The organism is Candidatus Aalborgicola defluviihabitans (assembly GCF_016705985.1).
In the GTDB taxonomy this organism is placed as follows: Bacteria; Pseudomonadota; Gammaproteobacteria; order Burkholderiales; family Burkholderiaceae_C; genus Allorhodoferax; species Allorhodoferax defluviihabitans.
Genome location: NZ_JADJKN010000002.1, coordinates 614,542 through 630,314, shown reverse-complemented (window position 1 = coordinate 630,314; position 15,773 = coordinate 614,542). Strand labels below are relative to the sequence as shown.

Below are 15,773 nucleotides of genomic sequence, written 5' to 3'. Positions count from 1 at the left end.
CATGCGACTCAGCCCTACCCGCGTTGGTCTGGGCCTGCTGGCCCTGGCACTAAGCGGGATGGGGCTCTACTGGTGGCAGCAAAGCGATCCTACTGAGGCACTCACTGCGCCATCCGTGGCGCAGCCCCACCAACCTGCGCCTTTTGTGCGCTCGTTGCAGGACACGCTGCCTGATGGCGACCTGCAATCCATGCAAACAGCCAGCGGCACTGCAGTGTCCGGCGCACTGGCTTATGGGGAACTCCGACGTCTGTTCGACTACTATCTGAGTACGGTGGGCGAGCAGAGCATCGAAGCCATTACTGCCCACATCCAGAGCGAACTTCAACGCCGCTTGCCACCTGACCAGGCGCAAAGGGCCCAGCGCCTGCTTGGTCTGTACATTGCATTCAAGCGTGAATTGGTGGAGCTGGAATCCCGTTTAGAGTTGGCGGGACAAGGCGTGACCGCCATCCGCAAACGCCTGTTGGCCATGCAGGACCTGCGTGCACGCTACTTCAGTGCGGATGAAGTGACGGGCATGTTTGGATTTGAAGATGCCTACGACATGGATGCCGTGGCGCGCCTTGAAATCAGCCAGAACCCGAACCTGAGTGAACAACAGAAAAAGCAACAGTTGGCCGCTATGGATGCGGCTATGCCTGAAAACCTGCGCAAGGAACGTGACGCGAGCTCTGTGGTGGTTCGTGTGGACCAGATGGCCCAGGAGTTGCGAGCCAAAGGCGCCAGCGAAGACGACGTCTACCGTATGCGCGCCAAAGAGTTTGATCCGCAGGCTGCAGCGCGCCTAGCAGAGGTAGACCGCGACGAAGCGGCCTGGAAAGGCCGGATTGCCCGCTACCAGGATGAGCGCGCCAAGTTGCTCAAGGCCGATGCCAATGCCACGGAATCCGAGCGCCAGACGAGGCTGGTGCAACTCCAGCAAAGTTTGTTCAGTGAATCGGAGCGCCCTCGGCTGGCGGCCTACGAGTAGCGGATTGAAATTACCGTAGCGATCAGTCGCGTGTCACGCGCACCAGTTCCTCGCGCGAGGTAATGCCGGTCTGTACCAAGCGTTCGCCATCCTCGCGCATCAGTTTCATACCACTGGCTTGGGCTGCCGCGCGAATGTCGGCTTCGGATGCCTGGTGGTGAATCTGCGCACGGATGGCATCGTTGGTCACCAGCAGTTCGAACACGCCCGTGCGACCCTGGTAGCCGGTGTGTCCGCAATCGGGGCAGCCTGCGCCATTGCAGGGCGTGCAGAGTTTACGGAGCAAGCGTTGCGCCAATACGCCGAGTAAAGAAGAACTCAACAAAAATGGCTCGATCCCCATGTCGGTCAGTCGGGTCACTGCGCTGGCCGCATCATTGGTGTGCAGCGTGGCCAGTACCAGGTGCCCGGTGAGCGAGGCCTGGATGGCAATCTGCGCGGTCTCGAAATCGCGGATTTCCCCGATCATGATCACGTCCGGGTCCTGGCGCAGGATGGCACGCAGGGCCTTGGCAAAGTCGAGGTCGATCTTGGCATTGACCTGGGTCTGCCCGACGCCGGCAAGTTCGTACTCGATAGGGTCTTCCACCGTCATGATGTTTTGACGCCGGGTGTCGAGCTTTTGCAGTGCGGCATACAACGTGGTGGTCTTACCCGAACCGGTGGGGCCAGTGACCAAAATGATGCCGTGGGGCTGGGCCACCAGGTGCTCAAAGCGTTGCAGTACATCACCCTGCATGCCCACCGATTCCAGGCTCAGCTTGCCGCCACTCTTGTCCAGCAAACGCAGCACGGCGCGTTCGCCGTGGGCACTGGGCAGCGTACTGACCCGCACGTCCACCCCGCGTGTGCCGATGCGCAAAGATATGCGGCCGTCCTGCGGCAGGCGCTTCTCGGCAATGTCCAGATCGGCCATGATCTTCAGGCGCGAAATGAGTGCGGCGTGCAGGGCGCGGTTGGGCTGTACCACGTCGCGCAGCGAGCCATCGACGCGAAAACGCACGCTGCTGTGGCGCTCATAGGGTTCGATGTGGATGTCGCTGGCGCCGTCACGTGCGGCCTGCGTGAGCAGGGCGTTGAGCATGCGGATGATGGGGGCGTCGTCCGACGTTTCCAGCAAATCCTCGATGGCGGGTAGGGCCTGCATCATGCGTGAGAGGTCCACGTCGGCCTCTACCTCGCTGATCACGGTGGCGGCGCTGGACTCGCTTTGGGCATAAGCGGCGCTGATACGTTGGCTCAAGGCCTCAATGCCTTCGGTTTGAACCTGAGTGATGCCAAATTTGCGGTTGACTTCGCCTACGGCGCTGGTGGTGCGCTCACTGTCGAGCGCATGCAGCCACAGTGTCAACTGCCCGTCTGCCTCCTCCAGCAGCAACTGGTGGCTGCGCGCAAAGGCGTAAGGCAGGGGGTACTGCACGGACTGGGCCATGGCTACTGCGGCTTGGGGGTGGGTTGTTCCGCGCGCGGAATAGGCGCCGTTGGCATGACCGGTCCGGCGTTGACCGGAACCGACAAGCTGGGTGCTGGCTGAGCCCCCTGCTGCGTAGCACGCATCAGCTCATAGCGGTCCATGGTCAGAGAGTCGGTGGCGCTAGCATCGCGCAGCACCACCGGACGCAGGAACACCATCAGGTTGGTTTTCTTGCGGCTGCGGGTCTCGCTCTTGAACAGGTTGCCAAACAGCGGTACATCGCCTAGGCCAGGTACCTTCTCGACGTTATTCGAATATTCGTCCGAAAGCAGACCACCCAGCACCACGATGGAGCCGTCGCTGACCAGCACATTGGATTCAATGGAGCGCTTGTTGGTGGTCGGACCGTTGGGTGCGTTGAGGGTGGAGAGCTGAATGCTGGAGACCTCCTGGAAGATGGTGAGTTTGACCGTACCGTTCTCGCTGATCTGTGGTTTGACCCTTAGCGTCAGGCCCACGTCCTTGCGCTCGATGGTTTGAAACGGATTGACCGTTCCGCTGGTACCCGTTGCACCGGTGTTGGTGAATTGGCCGGTGACAAAGGGCACGTTTTGGCCGATTACGATCTTGGCCTCTTCGTTGTCCAGGGTTAGCAGGTTGGGTGTGGACAGGACGTTGCCGTCGCCATTGGCCTGCAGGTAGCGCGCCAGAAAACCCAGCACGTAGACGCCGTTGACCTGGTTGGCCACTGCGAAATTGCCCCCAGTGGCCAGCGTAGCGCCACCGCTAAGTGCCTTGGTGGCCAACGTCACGATGTTGGTGCCGCCTATGCTGAAGTTGGTACCCATGAGGCCCACGCTGCCGTCGCCATTGCTACCCAGTGGGCTTTGCCACTGGATGCCAAACTCGGCTGCCTTGTCGGCATTGACCTCGGCGATCAGACTCTCCACGTACACCTGGGCACGGCGGGCGTCGAGCTTGTCGATGACTGCGCGCAATTGGCGGTATTGGGGTTCGGGCGCGCTGATGATGAGGGAGTTGGTCGCTGCATCGGCCTGGATCTGCCCGCCAGTGGTGGATTGGCTGGCGCTGGTATTGGTGGTGGTGCCCGCCGGTGCCGCCGTGCCAGTGGCGGGCGTGGAGGTGGCCGGACTGCGCGCCTCCCCCGAAACGGCGGCCCGCAATGTTGCGGCCAACTTGGTGGCGTCGGCATTCTTCAGGTAAACCACGTAGATGTTGCCGGTGGGGTTTTGGGAACTGGACTGGTCCAGCTTCGCAATCAATGACTTGGCCAGCCCCATGCGTGCCGGATTGGCCGCACGCAAGATGATGGTGTTGCTGCGTGGCTCGGCCAGCAGTGTGGTCTTGAAGGAAGCATCGGCTTGAGTGCCTGGGGCCGTGGCCACACCACCGCCGGATTCGAGCAGGCGCAGCACCAGGGGCGCCAGGTCCACCGCAATGGCGTGCTGGAGGTTGATCACCTCTACATCGGTGGCGTTGGACACGTCCATGGCGGCAATGATCTGGGCGATACGGCGCAGGTTGTCGCCATAGTCGGTGATGACCAGGGAGTTGTTGCCAGGGTTGACGTTGATGGTGTTGTTAGGACTGATCAGTGGGCGCAGGATGGGCAGCAGGTTGTTGGCATTTTCAAAGTTGAGTTTGAAGATCTGCGTAGCGATCTGGTTGCCTGCCACGAGGCTGCCGTCAAATACCGCACCGCCCTGCAGCTTGGCGTCGGCCTCGGGTACGATCTTGTCCAGGCCAGCAGAATCCACCACGGTGTAGCCTTGCAGTCGCAGCATGGCCAGGAACTGGCTGTAGGCCTGGGCCGGGCTCACGGGCTTGTCGGTGGTCAGTGTGATCGTGCCTTTTACACGCGGATCCACCACCACGTTGCGTCCGGTTAGCGTAGCCATGGTTCTGGCTACGGCTTCGATTTCGGCATTGGTGAAGTTCAGGGTGATGGGCTCACCGCGTTTGGTCACGCCGGTGCTAGTTGGAGCCGTTTGCGCCTGTGCTGATGAGCAAAATAGAGCGCTAGCCCCCGTCAATAGTCCATAAGCAGCTATTGAAACAATAGCTAACCGGGGGCGTTGAAAAATCGGTGTGTTCATGTGGTGGTCTCTCCGGCTTAGCCCACGGTGATGATGGAGCGGGCGCCATCGCGTCGCCCCACAATGTTCAGAAGATTGGACAAGGCTTCAACGCGCTCTGGCGCGGCGCTGGCCACGCCCTTGAATCGCAGGCGCTGGCCCAGCCATTCGCCTTGGCCACTGAGCTGCAGGGCGCCGTCCAGCGTAGCCAGTTGCAGTCCGGTCGTTGTGCCGCCCTGCACGGTGATGCGGTAGCTGCCCATAGGAGACAGGGTGGACAGACGTGAGGTTACTTGCATCGCGTCCACCTGGATGCGTCCGTTCAGGTTCAGACGCCCTGGGGCCAACTCCAGGGACACGCCCTGTGTGCTGGCCTCTAGCTGGCCCTGCAACTGGATCGTGTTCCACGGTGTGCCCAGTCCGATCAGCAGACCGGCGGGCCATTGGGATGCACCGTCCATGAACGTCACGCGCAGGTTGCTTAAGCCCGTGACGGTGGCTTTCAGCTCCAGTGGCTGCTGGGCGCAACAATCGGCCTGCAGGGCAATACGCAGGCCGCTCCAGCTGGGGCGTATCTGCCAGTGGACCTGACCCGGTAGCGCTGCCCCTGCGCCGCTTCCAATGCCACCGGAGAGCACCAGTTGTGAGGAGCCTTGCCAGACACTGCCACGCGCTCCCGCCAGGCTCACGCGCTGACCGCTGGCCTGCTCTACCGCTCCCGCCAGCCAGCGCGCTGGCGCAAATACCACGATGGCCACCAGCAGACCCAGAACCGCACCCGAAAAGGCCCAGCGCCAAGGCGCGGCTGTTGAATGATGGGTATGGGAGAGTGCCATCGCCATCACCGAGGGGGCAGACCCATGACCATCACGCCCGACCAGGTGGTGCCCGCCGGGGTGCTGATGCGGTTGATTCGTACTTCCAGCGGCACAGAGCGTGCGTTCAGGCGGGCCTGTGCCAGCCATTGGGCCAGGGCATCAGCGCCTGCGGCCTGCAAGGTCACGGTGGCACGGTCGGCGTTGATGTTGATCTGGGCCGTGGTGCCCAGGGTCTGCTGCGTGGATTGCTTCAGTGCCCGCACAGCGTCGTCATAGCCCAATGGTGCTTGCTGCTGCAAGGCCTTGGCTTGTGCCTGGAGTGTCTGCATGCGTTGCAGCTGGGCGTCCAGTGCCGCAGCCTGGGCCGTGGAGGTGCGCAACACGCGCAGTGCGGGGCCCAGTACGGCCAGCCACAGCACCGCAGCCAGCACCACGACCACGGTCAGGGTTAGCAGGCGCCTTTCGCGCGGTGCCAGTTGTGTCCAGCGAGCCTGCCAAGCGGCCAGCGGGTTTTGGCTGGGTTGAGTGGAGTTCATGGACGGCGCTCCACGCTGATGACCAGGCTGTCGCCGCGCATTTGGGCCGCGTAGCCCTGCGCCTGAAGCCGGGTGGACAGGCTCGCTAGCTGGGCGTCAGAGATCGGCTGGGTTTTAAGTCGCAACTCACCCGCTATGAATTCAATAGCTGAAGGTGTAGATTCTTCGAGGGCTAGCGTCTGAAACAGTCCCAGCATAGTTTCCAGGTCCAGGCTAGAGGCAGCCCCACTTTGGCGCTGCAAGTCGGCCAGCGCACGCGCCATTTGTTGTGGCGCATCGACCACCACGCGCACATCGGGGAAGGTGCTGAGCAGCACGGCTCGGATGGCGTCACGCTTGGCCTGCAGTGCAGACTGTTCTTTCCAGGCCCAGGCTTGCAGGCCGACCAAATTGACCACTACCAGAGCCAGCGCAGCCCACCGGGCCGGTCGCCAGTGTGGGGCGCGCCAGAGACTGATTCCCAGGGACGACAACTGCTTGCGGGTACGCGCTTGGCGGGTGCTTAGCAAGTCAAACTGGGCCAAATCCCAGCCAGACCGGGCGGCGGCCATGGCGCGCTGCGCAGCGGTTTGCAAGCTTATGCGGCCCGGGAGCAGGTGTTCGGTCAGCGCCGCTACGCCGGGTTCGGCGACGATTTCGCCAGGAACAACATCGCTTTGGGCTACATCACCACGGGCGTTTGCCAGCAGTGCGGCACTGGCGGCGTTGAGCGGTAGCACGCTCACGCCCTGTGGGCTGGCCCAAATTAGGTGCGCCTGCTCGGGCGTGCCCACAGCGTGTAGGGTATGGGCGTCGGTTGTGCCACTGGCAACGGGTTCCAGAGCGGGCACGATGCGCGCCACCGGGCGTGCGGATTGCTCCAGCGCCTGCAGCCAGGCTCGCAACCAAGCGCGGTCGCAGGCAGCCACCCAGACCGGTTCACCGGCACGGGGCTGCGGCTGGATGGCCAGGTGCAGGTTTTCGGGCTCGTCCAGCAGACGGTCCTCCAGCAGGCCGTCCAGCACGGTGCGCAGGCGTGCGGTACTGCCGTCCTGGAATAGGCCGCGGTCCAGCGTTCCCTTGGGGAGTTCTACGCGGTGCCAGGACAACTGCTCTGCGGGCACCACGACCACAACTTCGCTCTCGCCCGCCTCGGGCAGCAGGGCCAATGGCGCTTCCACATGCCGAATCACCGCACCCATGTCGTCGCCCAACACGGCCGCGCAAGACGCGGTCGTGGTTGGCAGGCCGTTGGGGAGGGTGATGATCAGGTTGGACATGCTTTTTTTTGAGCAGGCTCATTGTAGGGGGGCAGTCGGTGCTGCTTGGGTGCCGCGGTCGCGCCAAAGGGTCTTGACGGTCAGGCCTTCGCGCTGCACGACCGAACGCTCTTCCACCACGGTCTGATCGATACGCAGGCGGCCCTGGACTTCAAAGTACTGCGAGGTCACGCTGTGTTGCTGGTCGTTGAGCTCAGCCGCCACCGCCGTCACGACCTTGCCGGCATCGGCCAGCGCTCGAAAGGGCGTCGTCTGGCGGCTGCTGGCCAGTTGCTGTGCCTGTGCCATGTCCAACCCGGCAATGCAGGCATACAGCACGACCGCACTGGCGGTATTGAGGTTGACCGGCGTGCGCGCCGGCAACAAGGTGATGGTGTTGCCCAGCAGCGCGAGGCTGCGTGCCGACAGGCCCAACCAGCGCAATTGTTCCAGGCGTTGCGGCATCAAGGCGGCAAAGTTGTTCTCGCCGGGATTGCTTTGGGCCAGGCGCAAATTCTCGGCCAGGCCGGCCAATTCGGAGCGTGGCAGGCCGAGTTGTTCAAAAAGCTTGGCGAACGCGCGCAGGGCTGGTTCAGATACCTTGCCGTTTTCCACCAGGTCCATCACGTTCATGCGACCCTGCAGGTCGGTGATGCGCCCGGACAGAAAGACCTGTGTGGCGGCATCGGTGGTGTCTGCCAATGCTCCCTTGTCGGCAGCCAGAAAGGTGGACAGACGGGCCTCTTCCAGTGGCACGGCCCAAGGTTCGCCCAGGTGGTCGGCACCGCCGGAACGGGCATCTTCGCGCAAGATCAGTCGAGCCCAGTCCAACGCACCAGTGAGCACCCACAGCGACTGGCTTCGCGCACGCTCGGCGGCTTCCACCTCTATGCTGCGCCACTGCTGCCACAGGGCGGCTGATGCCAAACTGGCCACCAGCGCCACCGTCAACATGGCGGTGAGCAGGGCCGCGCCGCGATCGCGTGCTTGGGGGCGGACCGGCGCTGCACTCATGATTTGCCACCACTCTGTGTCAGGCGCACCCAATCGCGGGTCAGGGTGCCGGACACAGCACTGTCGGCTGGCAGGGTTAGCACCAGGCGCACGCCATCGGGCAGGGTCAGGTTCGGGCCAGGTACCTTCTCGCCATTGGGGGGAGGGATGGCAACGTCGCTGGACAGCGGGTTGGTCCAGGCATCGGATCGGTAATAGAACACCCGCCACTGGTCTAGTGCGTAGATGCGGACTTCAGCGGCTTTTTCGGCATCGCCCGGGTTCTGCGCCCAACGGGCTGCGGTGGTCCAGGCGACTTGCAGGTCAGCCCGGGTGGCAACCGGTGCCGATTGCCAGCGTAGCCACTGACCAGATGCGCCCTCAGTGCGCCGCGTCCAGGCCACTACTTGCAGGCCATCACCCGGTGCAGTGCTGCTGCGCCGCGTAATTCGCAGTGCCCGGCCATCCCAATCCAGCGCCTGGGTATTGGGCAACTGCACCATGGCATCCAGATCGGTAGTCCATTGCGCCAGACCGGCTTGCAGCCGCATCAACTGGTCCGCGCGTTGCTGTAACAGGTGCTGGGTGCGAACCATGCCGTCAATCCCGCGCCAGCTCAAACCCGCCATCAACGCCATGACTGCGATGGCGACCAGCAATTCGATCAGGGTGAAGCCCTTGTTACGCGTGGGGGGCATCAGTACCGTCCCACCACGGTGGACAGGGTCAACAGGGGCTGCGCCCGGTCGGCTATCTGGGCTTCAACCCGCAAAAAGTTGGGATTGGGGGTGGGGCGCGCGGAGAGGGTCACGTCCAGACTGCGCCCCGCCTGTTCGCAGACACTGGTGTTATCGCCAACGGCGGGCATTTGCCGCGACAGGCGCACGGCGGTTAGTGAGTTTTCGGCACACAGTTGTGCGAGTAGCAGGTCGGACTGGCGCTCGGCATTGCGGGACAGGGAAGCGGTGGATCGCACACCTGCTGCCAATGCCACCGCCACAATGCCCAGAGCCACTAGGACTTCGATCAGCGTGAATCCCTTGATGAGCGCGGGGCGTCGGCGGTGCGCCTTCATGGTGTTGCGGTGGCCGCCTCGGTGTCGGGCAGGATGGCGAAGGGCCCCACGCCGTCGGTAGCCAGTGTGAGGCTGCGGCTGGGCTGGCTGCGTGAAACCAGGCGCACGCGCTGGGGGCCGATGATAGGTTCGGGACCTAGAATCAGGGTGCTGGTCTGGGCGGTGGTGACATCGTCGCCCAGCCACCGGGTGGGAAGTTCTGAGTCGGTGATGCCATCGAAACGAAAACCGGTGGGCGTGGTGGTCCAGCGAACCGGGTTGGCGGTCATTCGGGATTGGGCACGTGCAGATTCGAGCAGGGCGCTCAGGCGCTGGGCCTCACGTTCCAGTTGAGTTTGCGAGGAGTCGCGCAGCGACAGCCCCACACCGGCTGTGGCCAGTGCCATGATGGCGACCACGACCAGTAGTTCCAGCAGGGTGAACCCGCTATTCCCAGCTGCCGACGTCCGCATCTTTGCCCTCGCCACCGGGCTGGCCATCTGCTCCGAACGAGAGAACATCCACCTCGCCACGCACACCGGGGTTGAGGTACTGGTAGGGGCGGCCCCAAGGGTCGTTGGGTAACTTGTCCAGGTAATGCTTCCAGTTGGGCGGAACGGGGCTTTCGGTGGGTTTGGTAAGCAAGGCCTGCAGACCTTGGGCGGCGGTGGGGTAGCGCTGGTTGTCGAGTTTGTAGAGCTTGAGCGCCTGCATCAGGTTATTGACGTCGGTCTTGGCGGCAGTCGCACGTGCATCGTCAGCGCGGTCCAACACATTGGGCACGATCAGCGCGGCAAGCACACCAATGATGACCAGCACCACCATCAGTTCAATGAGGGTAAAGCCGGTTGGGCGGTGGCTGCGTCGCTTGGAGCGGGCGGTCAGGGGGTAAGTGGGTCGTGCGGTCATGGTCGTTCCATCATAATCGTGCAATGCAAACAAACGCTATTCCCATCTGGCGGGTCCGTATGGTTACTTTCGCAGTGGCCGCGCTGGCGGCGCTCACCGGCACCTACTGGGTGCTTAAGAGCATGCAAGGCCACAGTGTATCGGTGTCGGCTGCAATGGCGGGTGCGGGCGTTACCGGGGTGGACCCACAGGCGGTGGCGCGCGCACTGGGCGGCGGAAACACGCCGGTTTCGCAAGCTGATGGACAGGTTGCGTCTTCGCGGACCCCCTATGTGCTGGTGGGGGTAGTGGCAGACCCCGCACACAGTGGGGCGGCGCTTATTTCAGTGGATGGCAAGCCGGCCAAGCCCTACCGCGTGGGTGCGGTGGTGGATGGCAGCCTGGTGTTGCAGTCGGTTACTGCCCGCAAGGCCGTTCTGGCCGACGGCCCACAGGGTGCGGCCCGGCTCACACTGGAGCTGCCACCCTTGAGTCAGTGATGGCGCACAGTCGGCCTTCAATGGGACGATTGCCTGCGCTGGACATCGTTCGGGGTGTCGCTGTGTTGTGGATGACGCTCTTTCACTTTGCGTTTGATTTGAATCATTTTGGTTTTATCCACCAGAATTTCTACCACGCACCCGTGTGGACTGGGCAGCGCACCTGCATCCTTAGTCTATTCCTGTTGTGTGCAGGCTTTGGTCAGGCCATTGCTGTGCATGCCGGCCAAAGTTGGAGCCGGTTCTGGCGCCGCTGGCTACAGATTGCAGGCTGTGCCGTAGCGGTCAGCGTGGGGTCTGCGTTGATGTTCCCCAATAGCTGGATCTATTTTGGTGTGTTGCACGGCATGGCAGTCATGCTCATTGTGTGCCGTATGACTGCATCTTGGGGCGCGTGGTTGTGGCTAGCGGGACTACTTGCCAACGCAGCAGGCCTGTTCTCTGCGGAATTGCATGCCCTACTACCGTATTCCGAGACCTGGAATGCCAATGCCCTCAACTGGATTGGGTTGATCAGCCACAAGCCCATCACCGAAGACTACGTGCCATTGCTGCCGTGGCTGGGCATGATGTGGTGGGGTATGGCGTTTGGCCAGCTTGTGTTGAACCGGGGTTGGATGGATCAATTGCCAGCACCCGGCACTAACGCCGCTATTCAAGCACTTAGCTGGATGGGCCGCTGGAGTCTGAGCTGGTACATGCTCCACCAACCGCTGCTGATTGGCAGCTTGATGCTGGTGGTTGCGCTGCGCTAGTGCTTGCTTGAAATCCGACGGCTTGCATACCCCCGATAGTATGTATATACTATGGCAGGTATACAGGAGCCAAGATGAACAGGACAGATTCACGATATCAAAGCGGCCACGGAACTCGGTGGCGCGCACACGCGCTTTTGCTGGTGGCAGCCTCGGTATGGGGTGCTTCGGTACAGTCCCAAACAGCGCCCGTTCCAACGATGGTGGTGCAGGTCCAAAGTATCGGGACGGTGTATGAGTTGGATGGCGTCATTCAGCCGGTCAAACAAAGCACCATCTCCGCACAGGTTGCTGGCCGTGTGGTGAGCTTGGCGGTGAAACCTGGTGACAAGGTTCGTGCGGGTCAGGTGTTGGCCACCATTGATGACCGGGAGGCCGTGGCTGGCGTGCAAAGAAGTCAGGCCCAGATCAGCCAGGCGGATGCGGAAATGCGCAACGCCAAGGCGCAGATGGAACGCACACAAGATCTTCAACGCAAGGGGTTTGTCAGTCAGGCGGCCTTGGATACGGCGCAAGCCCAGTACAAGGGCGCTGCTGCTGCGCGTGATGTAGCCAGTGCTGCAGCCCTGCAGTCCAGCCTTGCCCAGGGATTTACGCGAGTTACGGCACCGTACGATGGTTGGGTTTTGCAAACGCAGGCTGAAGCAGGCGACTTGGCCGTTCCCGGCAAGCCTTTGCTTACGGTTTATGCGCCGCTGCCGCTGCGGGCGGTGGTGCAGGTTCCTGCCTCACGAATTACAGCGGTACGTAGCGCGGTGCAAACCCAGGTACTGGTGACGCCAGAGCAAGGCAACCCAACTTGGGTGGTGCCGCTGACGCGCAGCGCTATGCCCTCGGCAGACCCTGTTTCCCAGACCGCCGAATGGCGTTTTGAATTGGCGCCCCAAGACAGTGGTGGGCTACTGCCCGGGCAGCAGGTGCGGGTTCGATTTGCACAGGCGTCTGCTGGTGCCGTGGCCGCAAAGATGCTGGTGCCACAAACGGCTGTGTTGCGCCGTGGTGAGCTGACTGCCGTTTACAGCGTAGTCAACGGGGCTTTCTCGTTGCGTGCAGTGCGCCTGGGGGCGGACATGGGTGCACAAGGGGTTGAAGTGCTTACCGGTATTCAGCCCGGAGAAAGCATTGCCGTGGATGCAATCCGGGCCGGTTTTGCCAAAGCGGCACCTGCTGGTAACTCGGTCAAGTGAGTAACCCATGAAGGCACAAGACACAATGGGCATCTCCGGTCGTATCGCGGCGGCCTTTCAATCGAACGCGTTAACACCGCTGCTGGCACTGGTGGCGTTGTTGCTCGGACTGTTTGCCGTGCTGGTGACGCCACGTGAGGAAGAGCCCCAGATCAATGTCACTATGGCCAACGTGCTGATACCCTTCCCGGGTGCCAGCAGCGCGGATGTGCAAAACATGGTGGCGCGCCCTGCTGAGCAGGTGTTGGGTCAAATTGCAGGCATTGAACATACCTATTCTGTGGCGCGCCCTGGCATGGCCATTTTGACGGTGCAGTTCAAGGTGGGCGTCCCGCGCACCGAGGCCTTGGTGCGTCTGTATGACGTGCTGAACGCCAACCAAGACTGGCTGCCCCGCGACCTGGGCACTTTGACCCCAATCGTCAAGCCCAAAGGTATCGACGATGTGCCGGTTGTGGCCGTGACATTGTGGAGCAAGGAAGCTTTGCCCGCCTCTGAACTGGAACGCGTTGCCCACACCGTGGAAGCCGAATTCAAGGCGGTTGCCGGTGTGCGTGAAGTGCAGACCCTGGGTGGTTCTGGGCGGGAGATTCGAGTAGTGCTGGACCCGGGCCGATTGCGCGCACGCGGAGTTGACCTTATTGCTCTCAAAAAGACCATTGCAGCTGCTAATTTCGGCCAACCTGCCGGTACCGTGCTGGAGGCTTCCAGTACCGGAGCAGCTGCCCATACCCTAACGGTGGATGCTGGTGAATTTCTGCGTACAGCCGATGACGTGGGTGACTTGGTTGTGGGTAGCAGTCAAGGTGCACCCGTTTTCTTGCGCGATGTGGCCCGTGTCGAACCAGGTGCGCAGCAGGCTCAGCGTTATGTCCGTTTCACGCCCGGAGCCGCTACGGCGGGCGCCGAGCTGGCTGTCGATTCATCCATTGGCGGACAGTCGTTTCCTGCTGTAACTATCAGTGTGACCAAGAAACCGGGTGTCAATGCAGTTGACGTCTCCCGTGCCGTGATTGAGCGTTTGCAATCGCTGCGCAACGCCGTCATCCCTGCCAACGTCGAAGCGACCGTCACCCGGGACTATGGTGAGACAGCGGCTGAAAAGGCCAATAAGCTGATTCAGAAACTGGCATTTGCCACCGGTTCGGTGATCTTGCTGGTGGGTTTTGCGCTAGGGCGCCGCGAGGCGATTATTGTTGGGTCGGCTGTCATACTGACTTTGACTGCGACCCTGTTTGCATCCTGGGCCTGGGGATTTACGTTGAACCGCGTATCGCTGTTTGCCCTGATATTTTCTATCGGTATTTTGGTGGATGACGCCATTGTGGTGGTAGAGAATATCCACCGCCACCAGCAATTGGAGCCGCGGGCGGCCCTGCGCGATCTGATTCCGCGCGCGGTGGACGAGGTGGGTGGCCCCACCATCCTGGCGACTCTGACGGTGATTGCGGCCCTACTGCCCATGGCTTTCGTGTCGGGTTTGATGGGCCCATATATGAGCCCCATCCCCATCAATTCCAGCCTCGGTATGGCGCTGTCCTTGGCGATTGCCTTCACGGTCACACCCTGGTTGGCCTTGAAGTTCATGCATCACCATGCAACGGCTCTTACCGCGGCGGATTCGCACGCCAGTCCGGCAGCAAAGCCGTCCCGGGTACAGGCAATTTTTGATCGTATCCTGACCCCGTTTTTGAACAGTGCGCGTAAACGCTGGTTGTTGTTGATGGGAATTTTGGTGGCCTTGCTGTTGTCCGTCGGGCTGGTGCTGGTGCAGTGGGTGGTTCTGAAGATGCTGCCCTTTGACAACAAGAGCGAGTTTCAAGTGGTGGTGGATATGCCAGCCGGCACACCGCTGGAAGAAACGGCTGCCACCTTGCAAGACCTCAGCGTCTTCCTGGCCCAGCAGCCAGAGGTGCGTGATCTGCAGGCCTATGCCGGAACCGCCTCGCCCATCACCTTCAATGGTCTGGTTCGCCAGTACTACCTGCGGGCCGATGCCGAGCAAGGTGATTTGCAGGTGGCCCTGGTGGACAAGCACCACCGCAGCGAGAAAAGCCATGCCATCGCACAACGTCTGCGTCCTGCCATTGAGGCGATTGGTGCCAAGCACCACGCCAAAGTCAAGGTCGTAGAGGTGCCGCCCGGCCCACCAGTGATGTCGCCGCTGGTGGCTGAAGTCTATGGTCCCGACGAAGCGGGTCGACAAAAGCTGGCCACCCAAGTTGCGGCTGCTTTTGGCGCTACAGCGGACATCGTAGGAACGGACACCAGCCTGCTCGCCGATGCGCCCCGCGCTGTCCTGCGCGTGCGCCGCCAACGTGCCGAGTCCCTGGGAATTCCCGTGGCCGCCATCGCACAAACGGTGGCATCCGCATTGTCTGGCACTGATGCTGCCTATCTGCATGATGGGCAGTCCAAGTACCCGGTACCGGTGCGCATCCAGTTGCCGCCGGAAAGCCAGGTGGGCCTGGAGGCGCTGCTTGCCCTGCCGATGCGTGCAGCTACTGGCCAATTGGTTCCCTTGTCTGAACTGGTACAGGTGGAGCGCGGAGTGATCGACAAGCCGCTTTATACCAAGGATCTACTCGGCGTGAGTTATGTCATGGGTGATATGGCCGGCAAGCTGGATTCACCCCTGTATGGTCTGTTTGCTGTTAGAACAACGCTCAAGGATGCAACACCTGCAGGTAGTGACCCAGTGGGTGAATACTGGATACGCCAGCCCAATAATCCCTACCAAGAGTATGCGATCAAGTGGGATGGTGAGTGGCAAATCACCTACGAGACCTTTCGCGACATGGGTACCGCCTATGGCGTGGGCCTGATCCTGATCTACCTGTTGGTGGTGGCCCAGTTCCGCAACTACCTCACGCCGCTGGTCATCATGGCGCCCATTCCGCTGACCATCATTGGAGTACTGCCAGGCCACGCCTTGCTGGGTTCGCAGTTCACCGCCACCAGCATGATTGGCATGATTGCGTTGGCCGGCATCATTGTGCGCAATTCCATTTTGCTGGTGGACTTCATTGAACTGCAAGTCCGTGAGGGCATGCCGTTCAAAGAAGCGGTCTTGCAGTCAGCCGTGGTGCGCGCGCAGCCCATTGTGCTGACGGGGGTCGCCGCCATGATCGGAGCCTTCTTCATTCTGGATGACCCCATTTTCAATGGACTGGCCATTTCGCTGATTTTTGGAATTTTGGTGTCGACCCTATTGACGTTAGTGGTCATACCCGTCCTTTACTACGCCTTGTACCGGCGCCGTATGGAATCGCGCGAAGACGCGAACCCGTTAGTCCATTCCACTTCAACAACTTGATAACA

General features: G+C 61.6%; 15 protein-coding genes. 5 read left to right on the top strand and 10 right to left on the bottom strand.

The window, feature by feature from the left end:
- Position 1 precedes the first annotated feature (1 nt).
- Complete coding sequence (locus IPI80_RS03430) at positions 2-973, top strand: lipase secretion chaperone (protein WP_413857157.1); 972 nt, start codon at positions 2-4, stop codon at positions 971-973.
- 22 nt (positions 974-995) lie between these two features.
- Here the strand turns inward: IPI80_RS03430 and IPI80_RS03425 are convergent, their stop codons facing one another.
- The 10 genes from IPI80_RS03425 to gspG are packed head-to-tail and all read right to left on the bottom strand — an operon-like array spanning position 996 to position 10,031.
- Positions 996-2,393, bottom strand: coding sequence for a GspE/PulE family protein (locus IPI80_RS03425; protein ID WP_413857588.1), 1,398 nt, complete (start codon positions 2,391-2,393; stop codon positions 996-998).
- Between the two features lie 14 nt (positions 2,394-2,407).
- Positions 2,408-4,504, bottom strand: a complete 2,097-nt coding sequence (gspD, locus tag IPI80_RS03420) for a type II secretion system secretin GspD (protein ID WP_413857155.1) — start codon at positions 4,502-4,504, stop codon at positions 2,408-2,410.
- A gap of 17 nt (positions 4,505-4,521) precedes the next feature.
- Positions 4,522-5,325, bottom strand: a complete 804-nt coding sequence (gspN, locus tag IPI80_RS03415) for a type II secretion system protein N (protein ID WP_413857153.1) — start codon at positions 5,323-5,325, stop codon at positions 4,522-4,524.
- Positions 5,325-5,837 (bottom strand): type II secretion system protein GspM, encoded by a 513-nt coding sequence (gene gspM, locus IPI80_RS03410; protein ID WP_413857151.1) that lies wholly within the window; start codon positions 5,835-5,837, stop codon positions 5,325-5,327. Before gspM ends, gspN begins: the two co-directional genes overlap by 1 nt.
- A complete protein-coding gene (gene gspL, locus IPI80_RS03405; protein WP_413857149.1) occupies positions 5,834-7,096 on the bottom strand; it encodes a type II secretion system protein GspL in 1,263 nt (420 codons plus the stop codon). Before gspL ends, gspM begins: the two co-directional genes overlap by 4 nt.
- An 18-nt stretch (positions 7,097-7,114) precedes the next feature.
- Positions 7,115-8,089 carry a type II secretion system minor pseudopilin GspK gene (gene gspK / locus IPI80_RS03400; RefSeq protein WP_413857147.1) on the bottom strand — a complete coding sequence of 325 codons (975 nt, stop codon included), beginning with the start codon at positions 8,087-8,089 and terminating at the stop codon, positions 7,115-7,117.
- Positions 8,086-8,766, bottom strand: coding sequence for a type II secretion system protein J (locus IPI80_RS03395; protein ID WP_413857145.1), 681 nt, complete (start codon positions 8,764-8,766; stop codon positions 8,086-8,088). Before IPI80_RS03395 ends, gspK begins: the two co-directional genes overlap by 4 nt.
- On the bottom strand, positions 8,766-9,143 hold the full coding sequence (gene gspI, locus IPI80_RS03390) for a type II secretion system minor pseudopilin GspI (protein WP_413857143.1): 378 nt from the start codon (positions 9,141-9,143) through the stop codon (positions 8,766-8,768). The genes IPI80_RS03395 and gspI overlap by 1 nt, the downstream gene beginning before the upstream one ends.
- Positions 9,140-9,643 (bottom strand): prepilin-type N-terminal cleavage/methylation domain-containing protein, encoded by a 504-nt coding sequence (locus IPI80_RS03385; protein ID WP_413857141.1) that lies wholly within the window; start codon positions 9,641-9,643, stop codon positions 9,140-9,142. Before IPI80_RS03385 ends, gspI begins: the two co-directional genes overlap by 4 nt.
- The gene (gene gspG / locus IPI80_RS03380; RefSeq protein ID WP_413857139.1) at positions 9,570-10,031 is read right to left on the bottom strand and encodes a type II secretion system major pseudopilin GspG; all 462 of its coding nucleotides are present in this window, start codon (positions 10,029-10,031) and stop codon (positions 9,570-9,572) included. The genes IPI80_RS03385 and gspG overlap by 74 nt, the downstream gene beginning before the upstream one ends.
- Before the next feature lie 23 nt (positions 10,032-10,054).
- On the opposite strand from gspG, the gene IPI80_RS03375 reads away from it, so the two are divergent.
- The 4 genes from IPI80_RS03375 to IPI80_RS03360 all read left to right on the top strand — a co-directional run bounded on the left by IPI80_RS03375 (position 10,055) and on the right by IPI80_RS03360 (position 15,768).
- On the top strand, positions 10,055-10,510 hold the full coding sequence (locus IPI80_RS03375; RefSeq protein ID WP_413857137.1) for a type II secretion system protein N: 456 nt from the start codon (positions 10,055-10,057) through the stop codon (positions 10,508-10,510).
- A 20-nt stretch (positions 10,511-10,530) separates the two neighbouring features.
- Complete coding sequence (locus IPI80_RS03370; protein ID WP_413857135.1) at positions 10,531-11,265, top strand: heparan-alpha-glucosaminide N-acetyltransferase; 735 nt, start codon at positions 10,531-10,533, stop codon at positions 11,263-11,265.
- A 74-nt stretch (positions 11,266-11,339) separates the two neighbouring features.
- Positions 11,340-12,452 carry an efflux RND transporter periplasmic adaptor subunit gene (locus IPI80_RS03365; protein ID WP_413857133.1) on the top strand — a complete coding sequence of 371 codons (1,113 nt, stop codon included), beginning with the start codon at positions 11,340-11,342 and terminating at the stop codon, positions 12,450-12,452.
- Positions 12,453-12,459: 7 nt separating this feature from the next.
- Complete coding sequence (locus IPI80_RS03360; RefSeq protein WP_413857131.1) at positions 12,460-15,768, top strand: efflux RND transporter permease subunit; 3,309 nt, start codon at positions 12,460-12,462, stop codon at positions 15,766-15,768.
- Positions 15,769-15,773 lie beyond the last annotated feature (5 nt).